At 39.4% G+C, this 22,199-nt stretch carries 16 protein-coding genes; 3 read left to right on the top strand and 13 right to left on the bottom strand.

Annotation, left to right across the window (positions count from 1 at the left end; genetic code table 11):
- Positions 1-5 precede the first annotated feature (5 nt).
- Genes HH219_RS19245 through HH219_RS19235 form a run of 3 tightly spaced genes read right to left on the bottom strand, consistent with a single transcriptional unit; the run spans position 6 to position 5,714 of the window.
- Positions 6-1,388 carry a TolC family protein gene (locus HH219_RS19245; RefSeq protein WP_169328364.1) on the bottom strand — a complete coding sequence of 461 codons (1,383 nt, stop codon included), beginning with the start codon at positions 1,386-1,388 and terminating at the stop codon, positions 6-8.
- The gene (locus HH219_RS19240) at positions 1,378-4,536 is read right to left on the bottom strand and encodes a multidrug efflux RND transporter permease subunit (protein WP_054204965.1); all 3,159 of its coding nucleotides are present in this window, start codon (positions 4,534-4,536) and stop codon (positions 1,378-1,380) included. The genes HH219_RS19245 and HH219_RS19240 overlap by 11 nt, the downstream gene beginning before the upstream one ends.
- A gap of 8 nt (positions 4,537-4,544) precedes the next feature.
- Positions 4,545-5,714: an efflux RND transporter periplasmic adaptor subunit gene (locus HH219_RS19235; RefSeq protein ID WP_169328363.1), complete on the bottom strand. Its 1,170-nt coding sequence runs from the start codon at positions 5,712-5,714 to the stop codon at positions 4,545-4,547.
- Between the two features lie 118 nt (positions 5,715-5,832).
- On the opposite strand from HH219_RS19235, the gene HH219_RS19230 reads away from it, so the two are divergent.
- A complete protein-coding gene (locus HH219_RS19230) occupies positions 5,833-6,780 on the top strand; it encodes a LysR family transcriptional regulator (RefSeq protein WP_054205064.1) in 948 nt (315 codons plus the stop codon).
- 12 nt (positions 6,781-6,792) lie between these two features.
- Here HH219_RS19230 and HH219_RS19225 read toward each other — a convergent pair whose 3' ends face one another.
- The 3 genes from HH219_RS19225 to HH219_RS19215 form a co-directional block, all read right to left on the bottom strand.
- The gene (locus HH219_RS19225; protein ID WP_064435621.1) at positions 6,793-7,833 is read right to left on the bottom strand and encodes a GGDEF domain-containing protein; all 1,041 of its coding nucleotides are present in this window, start codon (positions 7,831-7,833) and stop codon (positions 6,793-6,795) included.
- Between the two features lie 123 nt (positions 7,834-7,956).
- Positions 7,957-8,361 (bottom strand): GNAT family N-acetyltransferase, encoded by a 405-nt coding sequence (locus HH219_RS19220; RefSeq protein ID WP_169328362.1) that lies wholly within the window; start codon positions 8,359-8,361, stop codon positions 7,957-7,959.
- A gap of 287 nt (positions 8,362-8,648) precedes the next feature.
- Complete coding sequence (locus HH219_RS19215; protein WP_169328361.1) at positions 8,649-9,512, bottom strand: DUF6279 family lipoprotein; 864 nt, start codon at positions 9,510-9,512, stop codon at positions 8,649-8,651.
- Between the two features lie 529 nt (positions 9,513-10,041).
- On the opposite strand from HH219_RS19215, the gene HH219_RS19210 reads away from it, so the two are divergent.
- Positions 10,042-10,767 (top strand): tetratricopeptide repeat protein, encoded by a 726-nt coding sequence (locus HH219_RS19210; RefSeq protein WP_054204970.1) that lies wholly within the window; start codon positions 10,042-10,044, stop codon positions 10,765-10,767.
- 313 nt (positions 10,768-11,080) lie between these two features.
- On the opposite strand, the gene HH219_RS19205 is transcribed toward HH219_RS19210, so the two are convergent.
- From HH219_RS19205 to HH219_RS19175, 7 genes are all read right to left on the bottom strand, one after another.
- Positions 11,081-12,451 carry a coniferyl aldehyde dehydrogenase gene (locus tag HH219_RS19205; protein ID WP_169328371.1) on the bottom strand — a complete coding sequence of 457 codons (1,371 nt, stop codon included), beginning with the start codon at positions 12,449-12,451 and terminating at the stop codon, positions 11,081-11,083.
- Between the two features lie 228 nt (positions 12,452-12,679).
- Entirely contained in the window at positions 12,680-14,155 is a 1,476-nt protein-coding gene (locus HH219_RS19200) for an SLC13 family permease (RefSeq protein ID WP_054454049.1), read from the bottom strand.
- A gap of 11 nt (positions 14,156-14,166) precedes the next feature.
- Entirely contained in the window at positions 14,167-15,129 is a 963-nt protein-coding gene (locus tag HH219_RS19195) for a porin (RefSeq protein WP_169328360.1), read from the bottom strand.
- A gap of 185 nt (positions 15,130-15,314) precedes the next feature.
- Positions 15,315-16,682 (bottom strand): sigma-54 dependent transcriptional regulator, encoded by a 1,368-nt coding sequence (locus tag HH219_RS19190; RefSeq protein ID WP_054204972.1) that lies wholly within the window; start codon positions 16,680-16,682, stop codon positions 15,315-15,317.
- Positions 16,679-18,415 (bottom strand): ATP-binding protein, encoded by a 1,737-nt coding sequence (locus HH219_RS19185; RefSeq protein WP_169328359.1) that lies wholly within the window; start codon positions 18,413-18,415, stop codon positions 16,679-16,681. The genes HH219_RS19190 and HH219_RS19185 overlap by 4 nt, the downstream gene beginning before the upstream one ends.
- Before the next feature lie 36 nt (positions 18,416-18,451).
- Positions 18,452-20,428 carry a TonB-dependent receptor gene (locus HH219_RS19180; RefSeq protein ID WP_169328358.1) on the bottom strand — a complete coding sequence of 659 codons (1,977 nt, stop codon included), beginning with the start codon at positions 20,426-20,428 and terminating at the stop codon, positions 18,452-18,454.
- Between the two features lie 118 nt (positions 20,429-20,546).
- Positions 20,547-20,810: a hypothetical protein gene (locus HH219_RS19175; protein WP_054204975.1), complete on the bottom strand. Its 264-nt coding sequence runs from the start codon at positions 20,808-20,810 to the stop codon at positions 20,547-20,549.
- A 421-nt stretch (positions 20,811-21,231) separates the two neighbouring features.
- Here HH219_RS19175 and HH219_RS19170 point away from each other — a divergent pair, with 421 nt between their 5' ends.
- On the top strand, positions 21,232-21,849 hold the full coding sequence (locus tag HH219_RS19170; protein WP_169328357.1) for a hypothetical protein: 618 nt from the start codon (positions 21,232-21,234) through the stop codon (positions 21,847-21,849).
- Positions 21,850-22,199 lie beyond the last annotated feature (350 nt).

Genomic DNA, 22,199 nt, shown 5'->3' with positions numbered 1-22,199 from the left:
ATTGGCTAATTAACTAACACATAACTCCAACGACCATTAAATACTTGATAGGTATCTACCTTGGCAAGTAATGATGAAATCGTTGAGTCAATTGCATTTTCTTGCGCTATTAAAACATCCTGTCGCGCATCTAACAACTCTAAGTATGGTATTTGCCCTTCTTGATACATAGCCTGCGCTTGTAAAAAGGCACTATTGGCAAAATCAAAGCGTTGTTTTGCATAGTCTTGCTGCTGACTTTGCTTTACTAATAATTGCAATGATAGTTCACTTTCACTCATTGCATTTAACACAACCTGTTGATATTGACTGTAAGCGGCTTCACTCAAGTATTGTTGTGCATCACGCTGGGCTAATAAAGCCGGGTAACTTAATAATGACCACTTTATTTGTGGTGCAACTTGCCATTGCTGCTGTGTATCTGACAATCGATTATTATCTAAACTCAATACACCTGCAAACGCACTTAAACTAATATCTGGTAACAACGCTTTACTTGCCGCTACGCTTAATGAGTGAGCTTGGCTAAACTCAAATAACGCTTGGCTAATATCAGGACGAAGCGCGATTGCATCACTTGGTTTTGCTAAACTAACCGTAAATCCACGTTCAAGTACACTACGCTCATCTATCAATGTAATATCACTCGGTAATTGCCCTGATAACATTGCAAGGCTTGCTAAGTCGCGAAACTGTGCATATTTAATATCCGGTAATAATGCTTGCTGGCGCTTTAGCTGCGCTAAAGTACGGTTTAAATCAAGCTCATTAGCAATTCCTTCTTCAACCTGAGCGCGCAATACACCTATACTTTGTTTAAGCGCCTCAATTTGCAGTTCAATAATATGCTGTTTTTGCTTATTTCCTTGATAACTTACAAACCCTTTAACCACCGACGCAACGACTTCAATATGTAGCGCACGTACTTGCTCTGCTTGACTCATTGCCCCTGCATTACTGGCATTAACTAATGCAGTTACTTTCCCAAATAAATCCAGTTGCCAATCAAAATTGGCATTGGCAGCTGACTGGCGAGTATTTAGCTCGCCCAAACTACTACGCGTTGCTTCAATACCTACCCCACCTTGGGGCAAGTATTGTGCTTTTTGCCCCCCTAAGCGGGCAAGTGCACTTTTCAGTTTTAATTGGCTGGTTCGTAAATCGTGATTATTAGCACGCGCATTTGCAACCAAGTTATTAAGCTGTGACGAATCTAATTGTTGCCACCAATTCAGTTCATCTTGACCTACTAACTGAGATGCAATTTGTGTTTGCGCAACAAACTCTTGAAGCTGACTCTGATGTTGCTGTTCATCTATTTTACTAGCACAACCGGCTAACAACCCCGCAACCAATACAGCGGTTATACGCAACTTATTACTGTTCATTTACTTGCTCCACTGTCGCGTGTTCTTTGCTTTTTGTGACCAAAATATAAAATACTGGCGTGAATAACAAACCAAATACCGTCACACCAATCATGCCTGAAAATACTGCATTCCCCATCGCATGACGCATTTCTGCACCGGCCCCTGTTGCTAATACCAGCGGGATTACACCAGCAGTAAAGGCAATCGAAGTCATGAGGATTGGTCTTAATCGCATCCGACACGCTTCTAAAATCGCATCAAAATGACTTAATCCATGGTTATTTTTATCGCGCGCAAACTCCACCATCAATATCGCATTTTTAGACGCGAGTGCGACCAAGACGATTAAAGCAATTTGCGTGAAAATATTATTATCAGAGCCCACTAGCCATACACCCATTAATGCAGAGAATATTGTCATAGGCACAATTAAGATAATCGCCAGCGGTAAACGTAAGCTTTCATATTGTGCTGCTAATACCATAAACACTAATAACACCACCAATGGGAAGACATACACCATGGTATTACCCGCCAAAATTTGTTGGAAAGTCACTTCTGTCCACTCATACTCTATGCCACTGGGTAAATTATCAGCCAGAATGAGTTCAATAGCCTGTTGTGCTTGATCTGAGCTATAACCCGGTGCTGGACTGCCGTTAAGCTCTGCACTTGGGTAACCATTATAATGCATAACGCGATCAGGGCCTGTGGTTGGCGTTACCGTTAATACTGAACCAAGCGGTACCATGTTACCTCGGTTATTTCGTACTTTAAGGTTTAATACCTGTTCTGGATCAAGGCGATAATCTATATCAGCTTGGGCATTAACTTGGTAAGTACGGCCAAACATATTAAAGTCATTAACATACATAGAGCCAAGATATACCTGTAGTGCATTAAATACTTCATCTAATGGGATGCCTTGGATCAACGCTTGTTCGCGGTCGATATCAATATCCATTTGCGGAACCTGAATCCTAAAGCTTGAGTACAACCCCATTAAAGCAGGATCTTGCTGTGCTTTTCCAATCACTGTTTGCAAGCTATTAAATAAGGTTTCGAACCCTTTATTACCACGATCTTCAATTTGCAGTTTAAAACCACCTGTAGTGCCTAAACCTTGAATTGGCGGCGGCGGGAAAACAGCAACAAATGCCTCATCAATAGCACTAAAGCGCTGATTAAGTTGCGCGGCAATAGCCATCGCAGACTGACTTGGATCAGTACGCTCACTAAACGCATCTAATGGAGTAAAGACAATGGCGCTGTTAGGACTATTGGTAAAGCCATTAACTGACAAGCCTGGAAACGCAACTGTGTCTGCAACACCGGGCACTTGCAGCGCTATTTCTTGCATTTGTCTTACTACATCTTGCGTACGATCTAAGCTTGCTGCGTCAGGTAATTGAGCAATTGCTACTAGGTACTGTTTATCCTGTGCGGGAATAAAACCACCCGGGACAGCATCAAAAAGTTTGAACGTACCGCCGAGTAGAGCAACATAAACAACCATTACCACCATACTCATTCGCATCATTTTTTTAACAAGCTTTTGATACCCTTTAGCACCGCGATCGAACACTCGATTGAACGGGGCAAACAACCAGCGGCCAAATAAACGATTAAGTAAACGTGTCAATGCATCTGGCTTTGCGTCGTGACTTTTTAACAATAACGCTGCTAAGGCTGGCGACAGTGTTAGTGAGTTAAATGCAGATATAACCGTAGAAATAGTAATTGTTAGCGCAAACTGTTTATAAAATTGACCTGAAAGCCCAGAAATAAATGCCGTTGGAATAAACACTGCACACAACACTAACGCAATCGCGATAATTGGCCCTGTTACTTCACTCATTGCTACACGGGTAGCCTCTAAAGGAGAAAGACCTTGCTCAATGTTTCGCTCAACGTTTTCGACCACAACGATGGCATCATCAACAACAATACCGATTGCTAATACTAAACCAAATAACGATAAGGTATTTATCGAAACACCTAACCATTGCATCACAGCGAACGTACCAATTAAAGATACTGGCACAGCAATTAGAGGTATTATCGAAGCGCGCCATGTTTGTAAAAATAACACCACCACAATAACAACAAGTGCAATTGCCTCTAGTAACGTGGTAATTACAGCATCAATTGATCCACGTACAAATACAGTAGGATCATAAACGATGTCGTACTCAACCCCACTTGGAAAATCGTTTGATAAACGTGCCATCGTTTCACGCACCTGATCTGAAAGCTCTATCGCGTTCGAACCCGGGCGCTGAAATATCGGCATTGCTAAAGCGGGTTGATTATTGAGCTCCGCACGCAACGAGTACGTATTTTGGCCTAAATCAATACGGGCAACATCATTTAAGCGTGTAAGTTGGCCTTGTTCACCGACTTTGATGATCACCTGTTCAAACTCTTCAATGCTGTTTAAACGTCCTTTAACATTAAGTAGCACCTGAAATTGGCTGTCGTTTGAGGTTGGCTGTGCACCTAAACTACCCGCAGCAACTTGTTGATTTTGTGCGCGAAGTGCGCTTACCACATCCATTGCCGTTAATTCGCGTGCTGCAAGTGCATCAGGGTTTAACCATACGCGCATAGAGTATTGCCCAGCACCAAAAAGCTGTACATCTCCCACTCCACTTAAACGTGCAATTTGGTCTTTTATATACAAATCCGCATAATTAGATAGGTAAGCGGTGTCGTGGGTTTTTTCAGGTGAATACAAATGTACCACCATGGTTAGATCCGGGGATGACTTTTCAGCCACAACGCCTAAGCGTTGCACTTCTTGCGGTAAACGTGGCAATGCACTGTTAACGCGGTTTTGCACTTGCACTTGAGCACGATCTAAATCAGTACCGAGCGCAAACGTAACAGTTAACGTCATGCGGCCATCACTGGTCGCTTGTGAAAACATATACAGCATGTTTTCAGCGCCATTAATTTCTTGTTCTAATGGCGTGGCAACAGTTTGTGCGATTACCGTTGGATTTGCACCCGGGTAGTTAGCTGTAACAACAACCGTTGGAGGCACAACTTCAGGGTATTCACTCACTGGTAATTGAAATAACGAAATACCACCCGCAATTAAAATAATTAATGACAGCATGGCCGCAAAGATTGGCCGTTGGATAAAAAAGTGTGAAAATTTCATAAATTACCCTACTTCTTAGCCATTAAAATATGCTGCGCTGTTGGCGAGAGCGTAAACGCCACACCTTCGGTATCTAACGTTATTTGATTTGGCGCAATGGGCATACCTGGTCCCACACGTGCAGGCCCATTAACAGCTATCACATCGCCTGTTTTTAAGCCTGATGTGATAGTGCGAAAACGACCGTAGCGCTCACCAACCGTAACAAGCTTATATTCAAGAATATTATTGTCACCAACAGTCAATACAAAACGATTTTTCAAATCGGTACCTATCGCTCTATCTGGCACGATTACCTGCTCTGTGACATCGCTGGCGGCTAATTTAATACGCGCAAATGACCCCGCGCGTAGCGCTTCGTTTTCATCAAAGCGTGCACGTACACGTAATGTACCCGTTGCTGCGTTTATTTGATTATCAATAAAATCAATATACCCAATGTGAGCAAATGCACGTTGACCGACCTTTTGCATTACAACTTGTTGTTTATCATTGGCTGTTACATCATTAAAAGCGCTATTCCATGTACGCTCGTCTACATCAAAGTACGCGTACATCGTTTGATTTGACACAATTGACGTTAAAACCGTTTGCCCAGCCAGTACGTTATTACCTTTGGTAATATTTGCTAAGGAGATAACGCCATCAATCGGTGAGCGTATATCTGTAAATTCTAAATCCAGTTTGGCTGAAACTAGCTGCGCCTTTAATGCTGCTAACTGAGCTTCTCGTTGATGTAACATCGAAGTACGAGATTCAGCTTGCTCGGTAGAAATAGCTTTTCGCTGCGTTAACCTTACCGCTCTTTTCGCTTCGCTTTGCGCTTGAGATAAAGCCGCTTTTGCACTTTGTACTTGTGCTTCAAGGCTGGTAACAACTGCCGCATATGGACGAGCATCTAATTTAAAGAGTAAATCGCCTTGTTTAACGTTATCGCCTTCTTTAAACGCAATGTGATCAATAACCCCTGCAACTCGTGGCATAAGAGCAACCTCTTCAGGTGCTTCAAGTCGTGTCGTGAAAGTGTGCCAATTTTGTACTGGTTTGATAATTACTTGTGCAACATCAATTGGCTGTAAGTGCTGTTGTTGACTGGTTTGTTGGCTTGGTTCTTCCGCACATCCGCTCAGAGCAAGTGATGCCCCTAAAATTGCAGTAGCTATTAAGTATTTGTTCATGACGACGCTCCTTTTAGTATATTTATCCATGGTACGGAACAAACCTGCGGACAAAAACTATAGATTTTAAAACTCATTAATGCCAATATGGCACCAATTAAATTTGAATGAGCAAAATATGGATACTACGAGTCGTTTATTAATGTTGTTAGAAGTGGTTGAGCGTGGCTCTTTTGCTAAAGCAGCTGAAACCCGTAATATTGATCGTTCTGTGATCTCAAAACAAATTAGCCGTCTTGAGGATGACTTAGGTGTTCGTTTATTAAATCGAACCACTCGTTCATTTTCACTTACTGCAGCTGGCGCTGAAATGGTCAAAAAAGCCAGTGAGCTACGCGAACTATTAGGTGAAACCGTACGCCTTGCTGAGAACTATCACCAAGAACCGCGCGGCGTGTTAAAAATCACATCCTCAACCATTATTGGACGGCGTTATTTACAACCCGTGATCAATGATTTTCAAAAACGCTTTCCGCAGGTTGAGGTTGAGTTACGCTTAGATGATAGGCTTGTCGATATTGTCTCTGAAGGGTTTGATTTAGCATTTAGGGTGGGAGAGCCCAAAGATTCATCCTTAATTGCTCGTAAAATTGCCCGTAATCGATTACTACTTTTGGCATCACCAGAGTTTATTAGAACGTATGGATTGCCTGAAAAAATTGAAGATTTAATTGATTTACCCGCAGCCAGCTATTCAAGCACTTCATTGCGCGTTGAGGGCGTGAAGTATGTTGATGAGTTTGGTTTGCCACAAGAGCAAAAAATTAAAAGCGTATTTAGAGCGAATGATGCAGAAGTACTTTTAGATAAAACCCTTTCTGGAACAACTTATGTTCTTGCACCCGCGTTTATTATCGGCAATGAAATTAAGGAAGGACGATTAGTGCCTATGCTTACACATTTAAAACTTGCCGAATACAGTGCCATGTATGCAGTTTATCCACATCGCGATTTACCAGTTCGTACTCGGCTATTTTTTGATGCAATACGTGAGCATTTAGGAAAAGACTTGCCTCTATGGGAACAAAATATTCCAGAGTTTGAGTTAATGTATCAAGGAAATTAAATAGTCGCGTCATTAAGAGGCTTGATTTAGTTGCTTTCCCTGTGGTGGGTCATTAAAAACAACTTGGTTACGTCCGTTATTTTTAGCTTGATAGAGCCTATCATCTGCTGCTTTTATTGTTTGCTTTAAGGTTTCATTGCCACTGTAAGCGATAACGCCAATACTTGCTGTAATTGACACTGATTGCTCTGCAATAATAAGCTTATTATTCTCTATAGTATGTCTAATATTTTCTGCAATGTTTGCCGCCTCAGACGCCGATGAGTGAGCAACAAAGATGGCAAACTCTTCACCACCAATACGAAAAACAGCACCTTCTTTAGTTAACTGAGATTTGATAATTTTAGTTACTTCAATCAGCACACTGTCACCAATTGCATGGCCAAACTCGTCGTTTACTTTCTTAAAAAAATCTAAATCCATTACCATCGTATAAAGATTTTCTTTATCACTAAGTTCAATCTCAAAATATTGATTCATTGCTAAGCGGTTCCCAGCGCCTGTAAGTGGATCTAACATTGCTAAATCTTCCAAACGCTTAGAAAAACTAGCTCGGCTTGTTTCAAATACATGCGCAATAACCCAAATAGTAACATAGCTAAATGCGAGATTTAAACCTAGATTCGATGGGGAATATGGAGCCACACTTTCTTTTGTTATTAATGCGATGGCTTGCAACAGAGCCAGTGACATTGACAAACCAAAGCCCCACAACTTTCCCAATAATAAGTAATACAGAACGGGTAAAACGAGGGTCCAAACAAAAAGTGCGTTATATACACTTGATAAGTAACTACCCAGCACAACTAATAACGACACAAAAGTGCAAATACTGACAGGCTGCCAAAGTTTAAATACATGTTTAGTTATATAAAAATAAATACCAAAACAATACACAGAAAAAACAACTTCCAAAGCGCCTAATATTAAAAAGTCATTTATTAATAGATTAAATACCGCAAATATCCCTGACAGAACACCTAGACACAGGCACATCCACTTAAGAACTCTACTACGTAAAGCAAGCGTGCTATTAAGGGCCGCAATATCCATTTATAAACTTAATTTAAGAAGAGACTGGCTATTATTTTAAACATAAATGGTTATATCTCAAGTGTAGAAGGCCAATCACTGCATTTAACCTCTACTAATAACGCTCAGACGAACTAAAAGTTACTAAAGTGCAACTTCCATTTTATAGTAGGCTACCTCCCCTTTGAAAAAGCGCTCACTGCACACATGCATATCAAACCGTTTATAAAACTCTAAAGCAGACTCTCTGGCATCACACCAAAAGTAATCAACAGTGCCACCTTTTAAAAACGTAATGATAAATGTAAGCAATTGTGATCCTATCCCCTGATTTTGATATTGCGGATCAGTGGCAAACTTGCGTAAACGTGCTTTATTTAATGTTAAATATACGGATGCTACACACACTAATAAATCATCAACGAATACCCCAAAATGTAAACCATCGTCATCCTCTGGTATATGACAATACTCTAAAGGTTTATTTGGCCATAAAACACGGTGGCGAAGAGGAATTGTTTGCTGCCATGAAATTTTACGTATTTTCATATAATTAGGGCGTGTTGACCTTTCGTGATTGATTTTGCAGCAGTCTATTTGGTATTTAGGCAAGGCAGCGCCTATGGTGTGTGGTTGTTCCCCATAAATAGGCGATAACGCAGTATAAATGCCAAACATGCGCTGCCCAATGGGTTCTTCCTAGGGGCGATTAACTCTTTGTTGCTCGGTTTTTACTTAGCCCGCTAGGTTACAAACCTCGCGCCGCGATTAAATCGCCCCTAGATTGAACAAATTTCAATCCACAAAGGTCAACACGCCCTAGAACCCTTAAAATATCAATCATTTATCAAATCGTCTATTTCATCAACCATTTGTGTAAACTCCTTACGTGCATGCTTAATCTGTTTATCCGACAAGGTTTGCCTTAAATCAACTAATAATGCCGCATAACGCGCTAAGTTTTGTTGATCGTGCATAATTAACTCTTCACTCATAAATGCGTGCCTGTTTTTAATAATACGGCCAAGCTCTCGCGTAAAATCATCATTATCGAGTTTATCGGAGTTAAATGCAGTGCTCAAAGCATCTAACCGCGTTTGTTTATAGCGTTGCCATAATATAAATGTTGATTGAAATTCACTATTAGCCACTGTAATTAGCTGCGTTTGTTCTGCCGATAACTTTCCCAGCCAATCAGCATAAGTTGCTAATTGATCTTTTAAACGCTCTTCAGAACGCTCCTTTGCTGTTTGCTCTGCAAATTCTTGCTGCTCTTCATTCATTTTGTCGCTAATTGCAGCTATAAACTGTGCACGTTGTTTACTATCAAGTGTTTTGGCAACTTCAATTAAAGGCATGCTTATATGCTCTACTAAAATTTGCCAGTGTTGTTTAGTGTTTTGAAAGTGCGCAACAAGTATTTTCTGCGATGGTGTTCCTGACAGTATCTCTTGTAATGTAATAAGATCTTTTTTGTATAACGGTAGCTGTGTTTTTCGGTGCCAATCTCGCATTTCTTTGATTAACGATTTAACCGTTTTACTTTGCTGCTTGTCTAAATCAACATAATCATCAATCCAAAATGTGGATAACCAACCAATATTGTTATAGGTAAAAGATGCTGAACACCCAGCTAAACTAAGCAGCATTAACCCAATCAATCCAAGCTTATAGTTTAAACGTATATTTTTTATAAACATTTTAGTTTTTATTAGAGTACGAATAACCCTACGGTAATCAACTTATTCGCCGGTGTAAATGGAGCAATTCAAAATAAAACAAATTAAATGTAAATAGTTATCATTTAGCTGTTGACTGACACGTTAAACTAAGTAATAATCGTTCGCATCAACACAGAATAACCCACACATTAATACTTCGCTTAGTGTGAATGGAATGTACCGACCTCAGTGCCCTAGGGAAGAATAACCAGTAAGGATGCTGGACCCCTTTAGTACAACTTTGTTGATGAAGATAGTGACGCTTCAGCAGTATTGCTTACTCGACCCAAGTAATACAACTTTAAGATCACACTTACTTGCTACATTGCTCATATCGGTGACGGTTGATATGAACCCAAAAAGCCCCTAAGGGGCTTTTTTTATTTCTTTAAATTTTCTGTAATATCTGTATCTTATATCTATTCGTTATCATTTTTAGAACCAAGCTAGGCAATTGCTATTGTTAGGACTAAAATTAAAGAGTTATAAACTCAATGGAGATATTGCCATGTGGCAACCTAAGTTTAATGTATTGTTAATGGTCGCTGCACTTGGCATTAATGGTGTTGCCCATGCAGGACTTGAAGATGGGATACGCGCGGCCAACGAAGGGCAATTTGAAGAAGCGCTAAAAGAGTTTAACTATCTTGCTGATAAAGGCTTTGCACCTGGTATATACGAATTAGGTAAGCTCTACGAAAACGGGCACGGCGTCGTTCGTAACTACCATAAAGCGGCTGCGCTTTATCAAGAAGGAGTCAAAAAGCAACATGTAGATTCAATGTTTGCTCTTGCGGTTCTTTACCAAGAAGGTAAAGGTGTAAAACTTGATAAGCAAATGTCTGTGACTCTTTTTAAACAAGCAGCAGCAAAAAATATGCCTGCAGCTCAATTTAACCTTGGTGTAATGTATGCTAATGGCGAAGGCGTAAGCCAAGATTATAAACAAGCCATGCGATGGTATGAGAAAGCAGCTGGAAACAACTACACACTTGCGCAATTTAATATGGCGCTAATGTATTTTGAAGGCCTAGGCGTACAAAAGAACATTGAAAAATCGTATATTTGGAATACCATTGCTGAGTATAATGGTAATTTAAATGCAAGCCATAGCCGAAAACTTGATGAGCGTAAAATGCTCCCCGCTGAAGTTACCGAGGCAAAAGAGAAAGCCGATGTACTTTACGAGCGAATTCTGGCTGGGCTCTATGCTGGCGAAGGACGTATGTTTTAAGTTTTAATAAAAAGATATATTAAGCGCCTAATAACTTAGTAATGATTATATTTATACCCAAGTCACCTCAAGATGTGAGTTTCAGTTGGAATTAAAAGCGATTTAGGCAAGGCATTGATTACAAGTAATAGTGGTTAATCAATAACGCAGTATAAATCGCTTTTAAACCAACCCGTTGGGCTTTTCACAGCGACTTACTCTCATCGTTGTTCCTTCTTAAAAGGGACCGCCATTCCTACAAAGTAACGCCTTGATATTAAGCCTCTGTGAAACGCTGAATTCTGCATCTTGAGGTGGCTTGGGTATTCGCTCTTTATGGGCGTAAATACAACCATTTTAGCACTTTAATTAATGCCTTATTTTGAGACAATAATAGACTTAACTTTGGGTTGAAACTACCCGTTTTTAATGTGTTTCGCGCATGGCTAAATGTTAAAAACCCTTCAACACCATGATAGTTACCCATTCCTGAAGGCCCCAAACCACCAAAAGGTGCATCGTCCGCAGTAACTTGCATTAGTGTATCATTAACAGCAAAAGTGCCACTGTGTGTTGAATCCTGAACGAGCTGATTTACCTGCTGATCTTGCCCCATAATATACAATGCCAGTGGATGTGGATGCTGATTAACATAATCGAGTGCTTGAGGTAAACTTTGATAACTCATAATTGGTAATACTGGACCAAAAAGCTCTTCTTGCATCAATAACATATCATCATTAACGTGTGTCACTATATGCAGACCAAGGCGGTGTTTTTGCTCATCCGATTGATTATCATCAAGCGGCATAACAACTTGCGCACCGCGTTGTTGTGCATCATCGAGCAGGTTAGTTAATCGAGAAAAATGCTGTTCACTGATAATAGACGTTAAATTTTTGCCCTCAACACCTAACGGAAAATGTTTTTTATATAAAGAACATAAAGTTTGTACCAGCTGCTCCTCAAGTTTTTCAGGAACTAAAATGTAGTCTGGAGCAACACAGATCTGCCCAGCATTGGCCATTTTACCAAATAAAATAGCTTTCGCAGCTTTTAAAATATCAACATTTTCGGTAATGATAACAGGCGATTTTCCACCTAACTCTAACGTAACGGGCGTGAGGTTTTTACTCGCCGCAGTCATAACATGACGACCAACGGCTGTTGATCCAGTAAAAAATAAATGTGCGAATGGTAGCCCCGAAAATTGCTGGCTAAGAGTTGCATCCCCCTCTATAACAGCACAATGCTCTGCAAGTTCATCAGTAAAAATTTGTTTGAGTACTTGGTTTGTATGCGGGGTAAATTCACTCACTTTTAACAGCACACGATTACCCGCAGCAATCGCAGTGATCACCGGCACGATTGCAAGTTGAATCGGGTAATTCCATGGCGATATTATTCCTACAACTCCTTTGGCCTGATAGCTTACTGCAATTTTTGAAGGTGCTAAGCTCAGCCCAGCTTTACGAGGGGAGTCTTTCGCCCACTTTGGTAAATGCGAGATAGTGTGCGAGATGGTTTTAACAGTAGGTAAAATATCCCCCAACACGGTATCAAACTCAGTTCGATAACCAAAATCTTTTGACGTAGCCGCTATCAATTCATTTTCGCAGGTAATTAACACTCGTTTTAACTGCTTAAGTAACACGATTCTTTTGGCAATTGGTAAATAAGGGGTAGCGTTAAAACGTTGCTGCATATCATTAAGTTGGGCTGATAGTACAACATCAATACAAGGAATTTGGGTATTAGCAGACAAAAGCGTACTCTGAGTATGTGATAAAAGTATAACCAATATATACCTATACCCAAGCAACCTCAAGATACGTGTTTCGCACTAGAATTATATGGCTTAATGTTTTACCACGTAAAAAGAGTGCTATTAAAATTTTAACAGCACTCTTGAGTTGGGTAACTCGTTTAGTTATTAAAAGTTAAAGACGGAGGCCGCAATAGTCATCGTCACTAAAGTGATCAAGATAATAGCAATAAGGTTTAGTACAAAACCGGCTTTAATCATATCCCCTATTTGTATTTGCCCTGAGCCAAACACTATCGCGTTTGGCGGTGTTGCAACCGGCATCATAAATGCGCAACTGCACGCAATTGCTGCAGGGATCACCCATACTAAAGGTGTGCCTGTAACTGATTCAGCAACAGGACCAAGTAAAGGTAAGAATCCAGCGGCTGTTGCTGTATTACTAGTGATCTCAGTTAAAAAGGTAATTAATGTCGCAATTGCTAAGACGCTCAATACAAGTGGGATTGCACTTGCGCCTTCAATCATGTGTGCTATGTATTCAGCTAAACCTGATGACTTTATTTGCGCCGCAAGGGTTAATCCACCCCCGAACAATAATAACACTCCCCATGGAACGCCTGCGGCACTTGGCCAATCTAAAATGCGCTCGTTACTGCCTTTATTTGCAGGTAATACAAACAACAATAAAGCAGCTGCAATTGCGATGCCTGTGTCAGATATTTTTAAGCCAGAAAAATCCGCAATTAACGGTCTAAATATCCAGCATATCGCCGCAAAAGCAAATACACATAACACGCCTTTTTCAGCTCGTTGCATAAGACCTAAATCTTTCAACTGCGCACTAAAGAGTGACTTAGTATCAACTTTTATCTTTTTCTCATCTGTTTTATCTACTTTATATGCAAATTTAGTTAACCATACCCAACAAATGATCAGCATAGTTAACGATAAAGGCACGCCCACTATCATCCATTGTGCAAAGCCAATTTCAATTTGGTAACTATCAGATAAATAAGCGGCCATTAATGCGTTCGGTGGTGTACCAATTAGTGTTGCAATCCCGCCGATACTTGCGCCGTAAGCAATTGCTAAAAGCAGTGCTTTGCCAAAGCCATTATTATTTGGGTTCGATTTTTGAACTAAATGTGTAATGGAAAGTGCAATTGGTAACATCATCACTGCTGTTGCGGTATTAGACATCCACATTGATAGAAAAGCAGTTACTAACATCATAGCCAAGATCTGTAAACTGGGTTTTGAGCCAGCATACAACATTGTACGCAGAGCAATGCGCTTATGTAGACCCCAACGTTCCATCGCAATTGAGATTAAAAATCCCCCTAAGAATAAAAATATCAATGGGTGCGCATAAGGTGCTGCCACAGTTTTTATTGCGGCAATGTCCGCAAGCGGTGAAAAAACCAGCGGCAATAACGCTGTAGCAGGAATTGGCACAACCTCACTCACCCACCACGATGCCATCCAAAATGCTAATCCTGCTGTACGAAAAGCCGCTGTGCTCATGCCTGATGGCGGATCCATTAAACAGGTAAATAACATAACCGCAGGGCCTAATAAAAGCATCACCATTTGTAGCATCGGGCTTTTTTCAGATTTACTCTCAATAATTTGTGTACTCATAAATGACCCCTTTAAAATTTATACTTTAAGCCAAGGGCTAAGCTATTGTCTGTTTGCTGCTGTAAATCCAGATCGGTATACAATAAATAAGCCGTGGTCTGTTTATCAAATAAATAGTCAACCCCAGCGGTCCACTGTGTGCCCTTTGTACTATGACGAATGGTTGAGTCATCACTGGCAAATTGCACTTTGGGTTGCCATTTATCTAATTTATAACTCGCACTTAAAACGTAACCATTGCCCGATTTAGTACCATCAACAGATTCACTTCGCTGATAAATAGCACCAAGTTGCAAATCGCTTTGTTTCCACGCAGCCACTAGCCGGCTTGCATTTATGTTATTTAATGAGTCAACATGACTGATTGCTACATAATAGTTTTTATTTTTTAAACCTCGATCACCGTAAATCAATGTCGCTGCAAAGCCAGCTTCGTTGTTTGAACTGTCATCTTGTGGTGCATAAGTCAGTGATAATTGCGCACCTGCAAATGATTTTGAGCTGTAAGTGATTGTATCGCCTAATCGATCTTGGCCTGGTAATAACTGTGCAATATCAGCTTGTGTTTCATTAAAGTTATCAACTTTACCTTCAGAGTACTTAAACCGAGTGTCATTACGTCCAATGACTATCTCACCAAAGTCCCCTGCAAGGCCTAAGTAAGTATTACGAGCTGTAAATGGATCACTTGTATCGTCATGCTCAAAACCTTTAACTTGTACTTCATACTTAAATATAACTTTAAGAGAATCTGTTAAGCCATGTTCACCTTTGACACCAATACGCGAAAACGGGGCATCAATATGTGTCCCTTCCTTTGCATAACGCATTGTACCTTTGTCTGTGTTAGCAATTTGCACTTCAGCTTTGCCATAAATAGAGTACTGCGCAGCATTTACAGGTTGTCCACAGCAAGCTAAAACAAGCCCTGTGGCTGCAAATACAGGGATTGATTTTTTATCTATTATTATCATTATGTGCCCTTATTGTTAGGATCATTTGTTGTTCCTAACAATAAAGGCAAGTTTACTGCCAATCAGTCTAAATTTTAAATAAATAAACATAATCAAAAACTTAAAGTAAAAAGCGAATTTTAAAATCAATTATTAGTGTGGAAAACCGCACACTCCAAAAACATATTTGTCACTGTTTCCACACATTAATCAGTAAACATATCTCGATTAAGTGCATATTTGTTCATTTTGTCGTATAAGGTTTTACGCGCAATTTGCAAAGTCTGCATGGTCTCTTTTATGCTGCCTTGATGACGTTCAAGGGCTTCTTCTATTAATGATTGCTCATAAAAACTGACTTTCTCAGCTAAACTCAAATCTTGAGATAATTGCTCTGGGTTATTATTATTTGTATTTGCAAAGGCAAGCTCTACCCCAAGTAGCACAGCACGTTCAGCTTGGTTTCTCAGCTCTCGTACATTTCCAGGCCATGGGTAATTCATTAGCTTTTGCTGCATATCGCTACTTAGCGGCGCAGGTGGCTTATGAAAGCGCGTAGCGGCAATAGAGCTAAAATGTTTAAATAACAAGGGAATATCGGCTTTTCTATCACGCAGTGCTGGGATGCTCACTTTAACTAAATTAAGGCGGTAGTATAAATCAGCGCGAAACTCCCCTTTATCTACCAGTGACAATAAATCAACCTTCGTCGCTGCCACAATACGTACATCTAAATCAATAGCGCTATTACTGCCAACAGGTGTTACTTTTCGCTCTTCGAGCACGCGTAGTAATTTTATTTGCAGTGACGTTGGCGTACTTTCAATTTCATCTAAAAAAACAGTACCACCTTGTGCAAACTCGAATTTTCCTTGGCGGCTTTGCGTTGCGCCAGTGTAAGCACCACTGGCCGCGCCAAATAATTCGCTTTCAATAAGTTGCTCTGGTACTGCACCGCAATTTATAGCAACAAAATTACAGCGAGAACGGTTGCTTTGATCGTGTAAATATCGCGCTACTAACTCTTTCCCCGTACCCGTTTCGCCTTCAATCATCACATCCGCTGGCGTATCAATAACGGTATTGAGTAAATGCATCATTTGCTGCATCTGCACGGTTTCACCCAAAATACGTACACCCGGAGCAGATGTTTTTTCTACTGCTAATTTTAATGCACGGTTTTCCATTACCAGCGCACGTTTATCACTTGCTCTTGCGATACAGTCTAACAATTGCTCTGTCAGTGGTTTTTCAAATAAATCGTAAGCCCCCAACTGCATTGCTTTAACAGCTACAGACACATCAGCAAATCCTGTTAGGAATATAACGGGCAGTTCGCTATCGAATGCCTTAACTTGCTCTAAAAAAGCCAAGCCATCCATTTTTGGCATATTAATATCACTGAGCACAATGCCATTAAAACGACGGCTTAATTTTGATAATGCACTCACAGGTTCACTAAAACATTGTACCTGATACCCTTCGAGTGTTAGCAGTTGATTTAATGAGTCACGGATCATCGCTTCATCATCTATTACAATGATTTGCTTGCAGTCAATAGCTAAAGTATTCATTGCTCTCCTTGGGTACTTGTTAATGTAATTATAAATTGGGCACCGCCGGTAGGACGATTGTGCGCACTTAAACAGCCATTAAATGAATTAATGATCTGCTTAGAAATAGATAAACCTAAACCCAAGCCGTTTGTCGATTTAGTGCTATAAAACGGTTCAAAAATAGTGCCTAACGCATGTAACTCTATGCCCGGACCCGTATCTAAAATTGATAACTTAACGCGATCGTCAAATTGTTCAACCTCAAAGCTTAACTCACGCTTTGGACTTTGTAGCATTGCTTGGCTTGCATTGGTGATAACATTAACTAATACTTGCTCAAATTTAATTCCATCAACCCATACTTTAACGTCATCAGTAATAATAATTTTTTGGACCGTAACATCATCGTGTTTTAACTGTGCGGAAGCAATAACCATCGAATTTTTAAGCAATTGGTTAAGGCTTTGCGCTCGTAACTGGGTTTGAGCTGGCTTACTAAAATGCTTTAATTGGCCTACTATTTTATGCACGCGATCTATCAAAGATTGTACGATGACAATATTCTTTGCCGCTTGCTCTATATCCCCCTTGGCAATTAAACGTTTAGCACTAACAAGGTATGTGCTCATCGCGCTCAATGGTTGATTAATTTCATGGTTAATACCCGCGCTAAGCTGGCCAATAGTGGCAAGCTTAGCCGCTTGCAGTAACGCTGTTTGAGCATTTTCTAAAGCATGTGTACGCTCTATCACTTTTTGCTCAAGACTGTGCCGCGAATAAAGTAACTTTTTATAACCGGCAAACCTCGCCATTAGACTATAAAAAATAAGCAAGGTACTGATGTAAATAACCGCCAGCCAAAATAACCGCGGGAGTTGATCAAGGTTGACCGATGAAACATCCACTAACACCGTCATATCAGCTTTGATCCGATCGATTGAGGCACTTGCTGGTACAAACTGACGACGTGTTTGGCGCTGCCCAATAGACAATAATGTGATGCCTTGGCTTGTTGTTTGCGCTAAATCAATGACTGTGGGAGTGTGAGCCAAATAACGTCTACTTGTCTGTAACTGTTGCAGCTGTATATTAGATAAAGAATCAAAGGTATTAAGTCGCCATGATTGTTTATCCGACATAGCGATAATTTTATCATCCAGTGTTAAATAAAAATGACTCGCATGCGATGTATTGAGTAATTGACGATCAGTCTCAAATTTAGAGACGTTTACCTTAAGTGTTACAACACCAATAACTTGCTGATTAAGGTAAATAGGCTCTGAAAAATATATACCCCGCTCATTTGAACGTAAGCCCAAAGCAAAATAGGCAATTTTATCACCCGCTAACGCTCGATAAAAGTAAGGCCTGAACGCAAAATTATTACCTATATACGTGTAATCAAGTTGCCAATTACTTGATGCGATCACATCTCCTTCACGATTGAGTACATACACATCAGATGCGCCACTGGCTTGTTGTATATCTGCTAAATAGTTATTAACCTGTTGTGCTGATTGATTTTCATTACTAATAAACGTGGTTAATAATTGATTGTCTGTGGCTAGATAAGGAATTGTTGCAAACCGAGACAGCTCAGTATCAAGGTAGTGACTGAGTTGCCCAACTTGTACTTCGGCTTGGCGCTTTGCATTGCCTAAATCATATTGACGCCCAAATAAAAAACTTAGTAATAACACTATAATGAGCACAACAATAGCAAGCGTAATCTTTCGGGAAAAGTACAACATGAGCAACCATAATGCGCAGCTTAGCGCCTCAAAAACTTAAAATTTGACTTGATAGTGTAACGAGTATTCACTGCCGACACCAGCAACTGCACCATTACTCACTCGCGGATCATATACATCGTAGTGTTTATCTAAGAGATTATGCGCTTTTAAGCTGATTTGAGTTTTTGCACTAAGCTGCCAACTTACAGCCCCACCAATGAGAAAATACGCTGATTGATCAAAGATATGATCTGTAGTGTGTGCCTGAACTTGGTCACGCCAAACACTATTTAAACTTAACATCCATTGATCATATTGGTAATTCGCAATCACACTTGCAAAGCGTTTAAATGTTGGCCTCATTGGTACATCAAAATAATGGGTATAAGTAGCTTCAACAGAAAAATCACTGTTTATCTGCACACGGCTATCAAGTTCTATGCCTCGGTTAATGTCATCTAATTGGTTTTCAAAAGTAAACATGTTGTCGTGAATTGTATGCGGCACTATATTAATAAAATCATGTAACTGGTTATAAAACAGTACTGAGTTTAAATGCCAATCCCGATGTTTATAACGCCATACTAACTCTGTCGTTTTAACATACTCAGACTGTAAGTTTGGATTACCCATAGTAACGTCATCATTCGAATATAGCTCATTAGTCACAGGAGTACGAAATGACTCGCCGTATTGCAACTTTAAAGTATGCGCTAATGCCGGTTGATAAATAACTGATATACGCGGTGATAATTTACTGTCTAAATCTTTAACATCATCATACCTAGTACCTACAAACAAGGTTAGTTGTTCTGAATAAGGAATTTTAAGCTGCCCATAAACGCTTTTTGTCTCAAAGCTGGATTTGAGATCAGTAAAAGGAGCAAAGTCATTGACTGTTATTATTCCACCTTGATAGAACGGATCTTCGACAATAATTTCACCACGGCTTGAATCAAAATAATTTGTACGCACATCAGCTTTAAGCTGCTCTGCATGGCTATATTCAACACCTGAATTCAATGACCAGCCGTTATAAAATGTATGGCTTGCGTCTATATTTATTTTCAAATCAGTTGTGTGCCAATCAGGGCCAATAAAAAAATCATGATTAGCATTAAGTAACGCGTTGGCTGATGCTATTAACCCTGCACTTTGAATTTCGTGATGAGTATACGACACCTTTGAAGATACAGAGCTCGAATCAGAATCTAGCCAGTCATACCCTAAAGATAGAAAGTGATTTTCGCTACGGTGTTGATTATCGTTAGAATAGCCACCTAAATTAAGAAACTTATTTAATTCAGTAAAATTATAACGTCCACTAAGTGACAACTTATCGATGTTTATACCTACCTCAAGATAGGCAGACTCAAGAGGGTCTTTAACACCTTGCTCATAACGCTCGCCTTCTTTATGGTAGTAAGCCATATTTGCATAAACATGGGTATTGGCATTAAATTGATGATTAAGCGACGAAGTAGCACCTACTTGCCCCGCATTACCTATAGCGATAGACATTTCATTGTGATGCGTTTTAGTAACAATATTCATCACACCCAAAAATGCATTACTGCCATATAATGCAGATCCAGGTCCTCGGATAAATTCAACTTTATCAATGATTTCAACAGGAATATAGGGCATATAAACTGAAGCTTTACCAAACGATGACTCATTCAAGCGCTCGCCATTGATCATTACCAATATATTACCACTATCTAAATATACACCACGGGCATGATCTTTAGGCACAGCTCCAACCCAATCTCCACGAGTCGATTGCATACCCGGTACAAAATTCATCAGCTCAAAAGCATTATGTATGCCTAATAAAGCGATTTTTTGACGATTAAAAACGGTAATAGTTGATGGGGCTGAGGTAAGTGTTTCGGAAGTTTTTGAGGCAATATCGACTTGAACTTCAAGTAGATCTTCAAAGCTAAGTGCAAATAAATCGTCTGACTCAGTTGCTGATAATGGAATTGTGTAAATACACAAAAAAATACATGCTGATTGCTTTAAAGTCATTACGCCGCTTTACACCTATATTTCATAATAAATTAACTACACTGTAAAAATGTAGTATTTACAATATTAATACAAATGCGCGACGGCGCGATAATTATTTCTATAAATTTTCGTAGATTTAAGCTGTTGCAGTATTACGTTTCGCTTTTAAATATTTATATAAACCGATTAATGATGCTGCAATCCAAAATATTTCTATCACAAAACTTGCTAAATTAAAGTTATAACAAAGACTTATCAATAATAATATAGCCCCCGTTAAATTCATCATATTGTACAACAAGCCTGTTGGCACCGCTTTACCTAGTTGCAACATAAAAAATGCACCAACTACTAAAAAAGTCCCAGTCATACCTACAATATCAAATAAAAGTGCAATCACGTGCGTGTTCCCTTATCCATTCAAATTACCCACACTACTGGCCCAATCCATGGGGAGGGTTGTTTTCAATCATTGAAACAGCAAACCGAGTAAGTCTAGCAGGGTTAAAATATTGGCACAGGATAAATGTCCTGCTTTAGCCCATGCATAGATACAAAGACAAATCACAACATATGCCCAAAGCAATAATTAAAAAGTAAATAAGAAATTGCGACCTTGGTGGTCACCTGTTATCACATTATTTCGCCGAAAAAGTCATGAAAATCATAAGGCGACACAATTAGGATTATTGATGCCTTACCCTAAAATACACGCTACCTAAGAAATATAACGTATGAAGTCACAATTCTAATTCATCTATTAACAATTATTTTTTAACTTTCCTATAATTACACTTACTTTATGGTTTATGTGAGCATCCATGAAAAAGCAACAAACCTTAGAAATGGAACGTGTTGAGCAACATTTTATCCGTTATCTACCAGACATCTCATACTTATATCTCGATAAAAATGGCCGAGCTTATATAGGTATGGGTTTTCATATCAGCTCAAAATCTGACTATATTAGGCTTCCCCTTAAAGATAAACGCACTAAAAAAGCAGTAAGCAATATCGATAAGGCCACCGAGTTTGCACGTATAATTCGTTTACCAAAGGGCTATGCCGTGAATTTTTACGAGCCCTTCGGCGAATGTTACTTATCCCATAATGAATCAATCATCTTGTTAAAAAATAAAATCAAGCAACTTACCATTGAATTTAAAGAACAACATGCTGAATTAAATTTTGCACAACTGCCTGCAAAAGTGCAATTGGCAGTGCTCGATGTGACGTACGATTTAACCGAACAATCAATAAAACACGCTTACCCTGATTTTTATCAAGCTATTTGCATTAAAAATTGGCCTGTTGCCGCACAAACGTGCACGCGTTCAGGAATCTGTAAAGTCCGTAATAATGCCGTACAGGCACTTTTTAAAAACCTAGCGACACCAGATAAAAGCGTCTTTGAGACCTTTAAAAGCTGGTTTTTATAAAGTGGATGGTTTTATATTCTCAATTGCAAATATTTATTATATAAAGGATTTCGATTAAAAACTATTTTCATAAAGCAAAGTATTAAGCATCAATAATACTTAATTAAACCGCCCAAATTAATATGATTTTTTTATTCAAGCCATGGAGTATATTAACACCAATCGACTTCATAACTAGATGCGAAGTCATATTTAAAGTGAGTTTAAAAATAACAACACTTTATTTTTTAATAAAAAGATCAAGAAAAAACAGCTATCTGCTTAACCGGGAATTTATAATGGGTGACCCTGTTATTTCTTAGGTGGTGGAATTGGAAATAAAGGCAGCTCACGCTGGTATTTATAATCTC

Source organism: Pseudoalteromonas sp. NEC-BIFX-2020_015 (genome assembly GCF_012952265.1).
Classification (GTDB): Bacteria; Pseudomonadota; Gammaproteobacteria; order Enterobacterales; family Alteromonadaceae; genus Pseudoalteromonas; species Pseudoalteromonas neustonica.
Note: the sequence above shows the minus strand (reverse complement) of the source record. Positions and strands in the feature narration are given on the sequence as shown.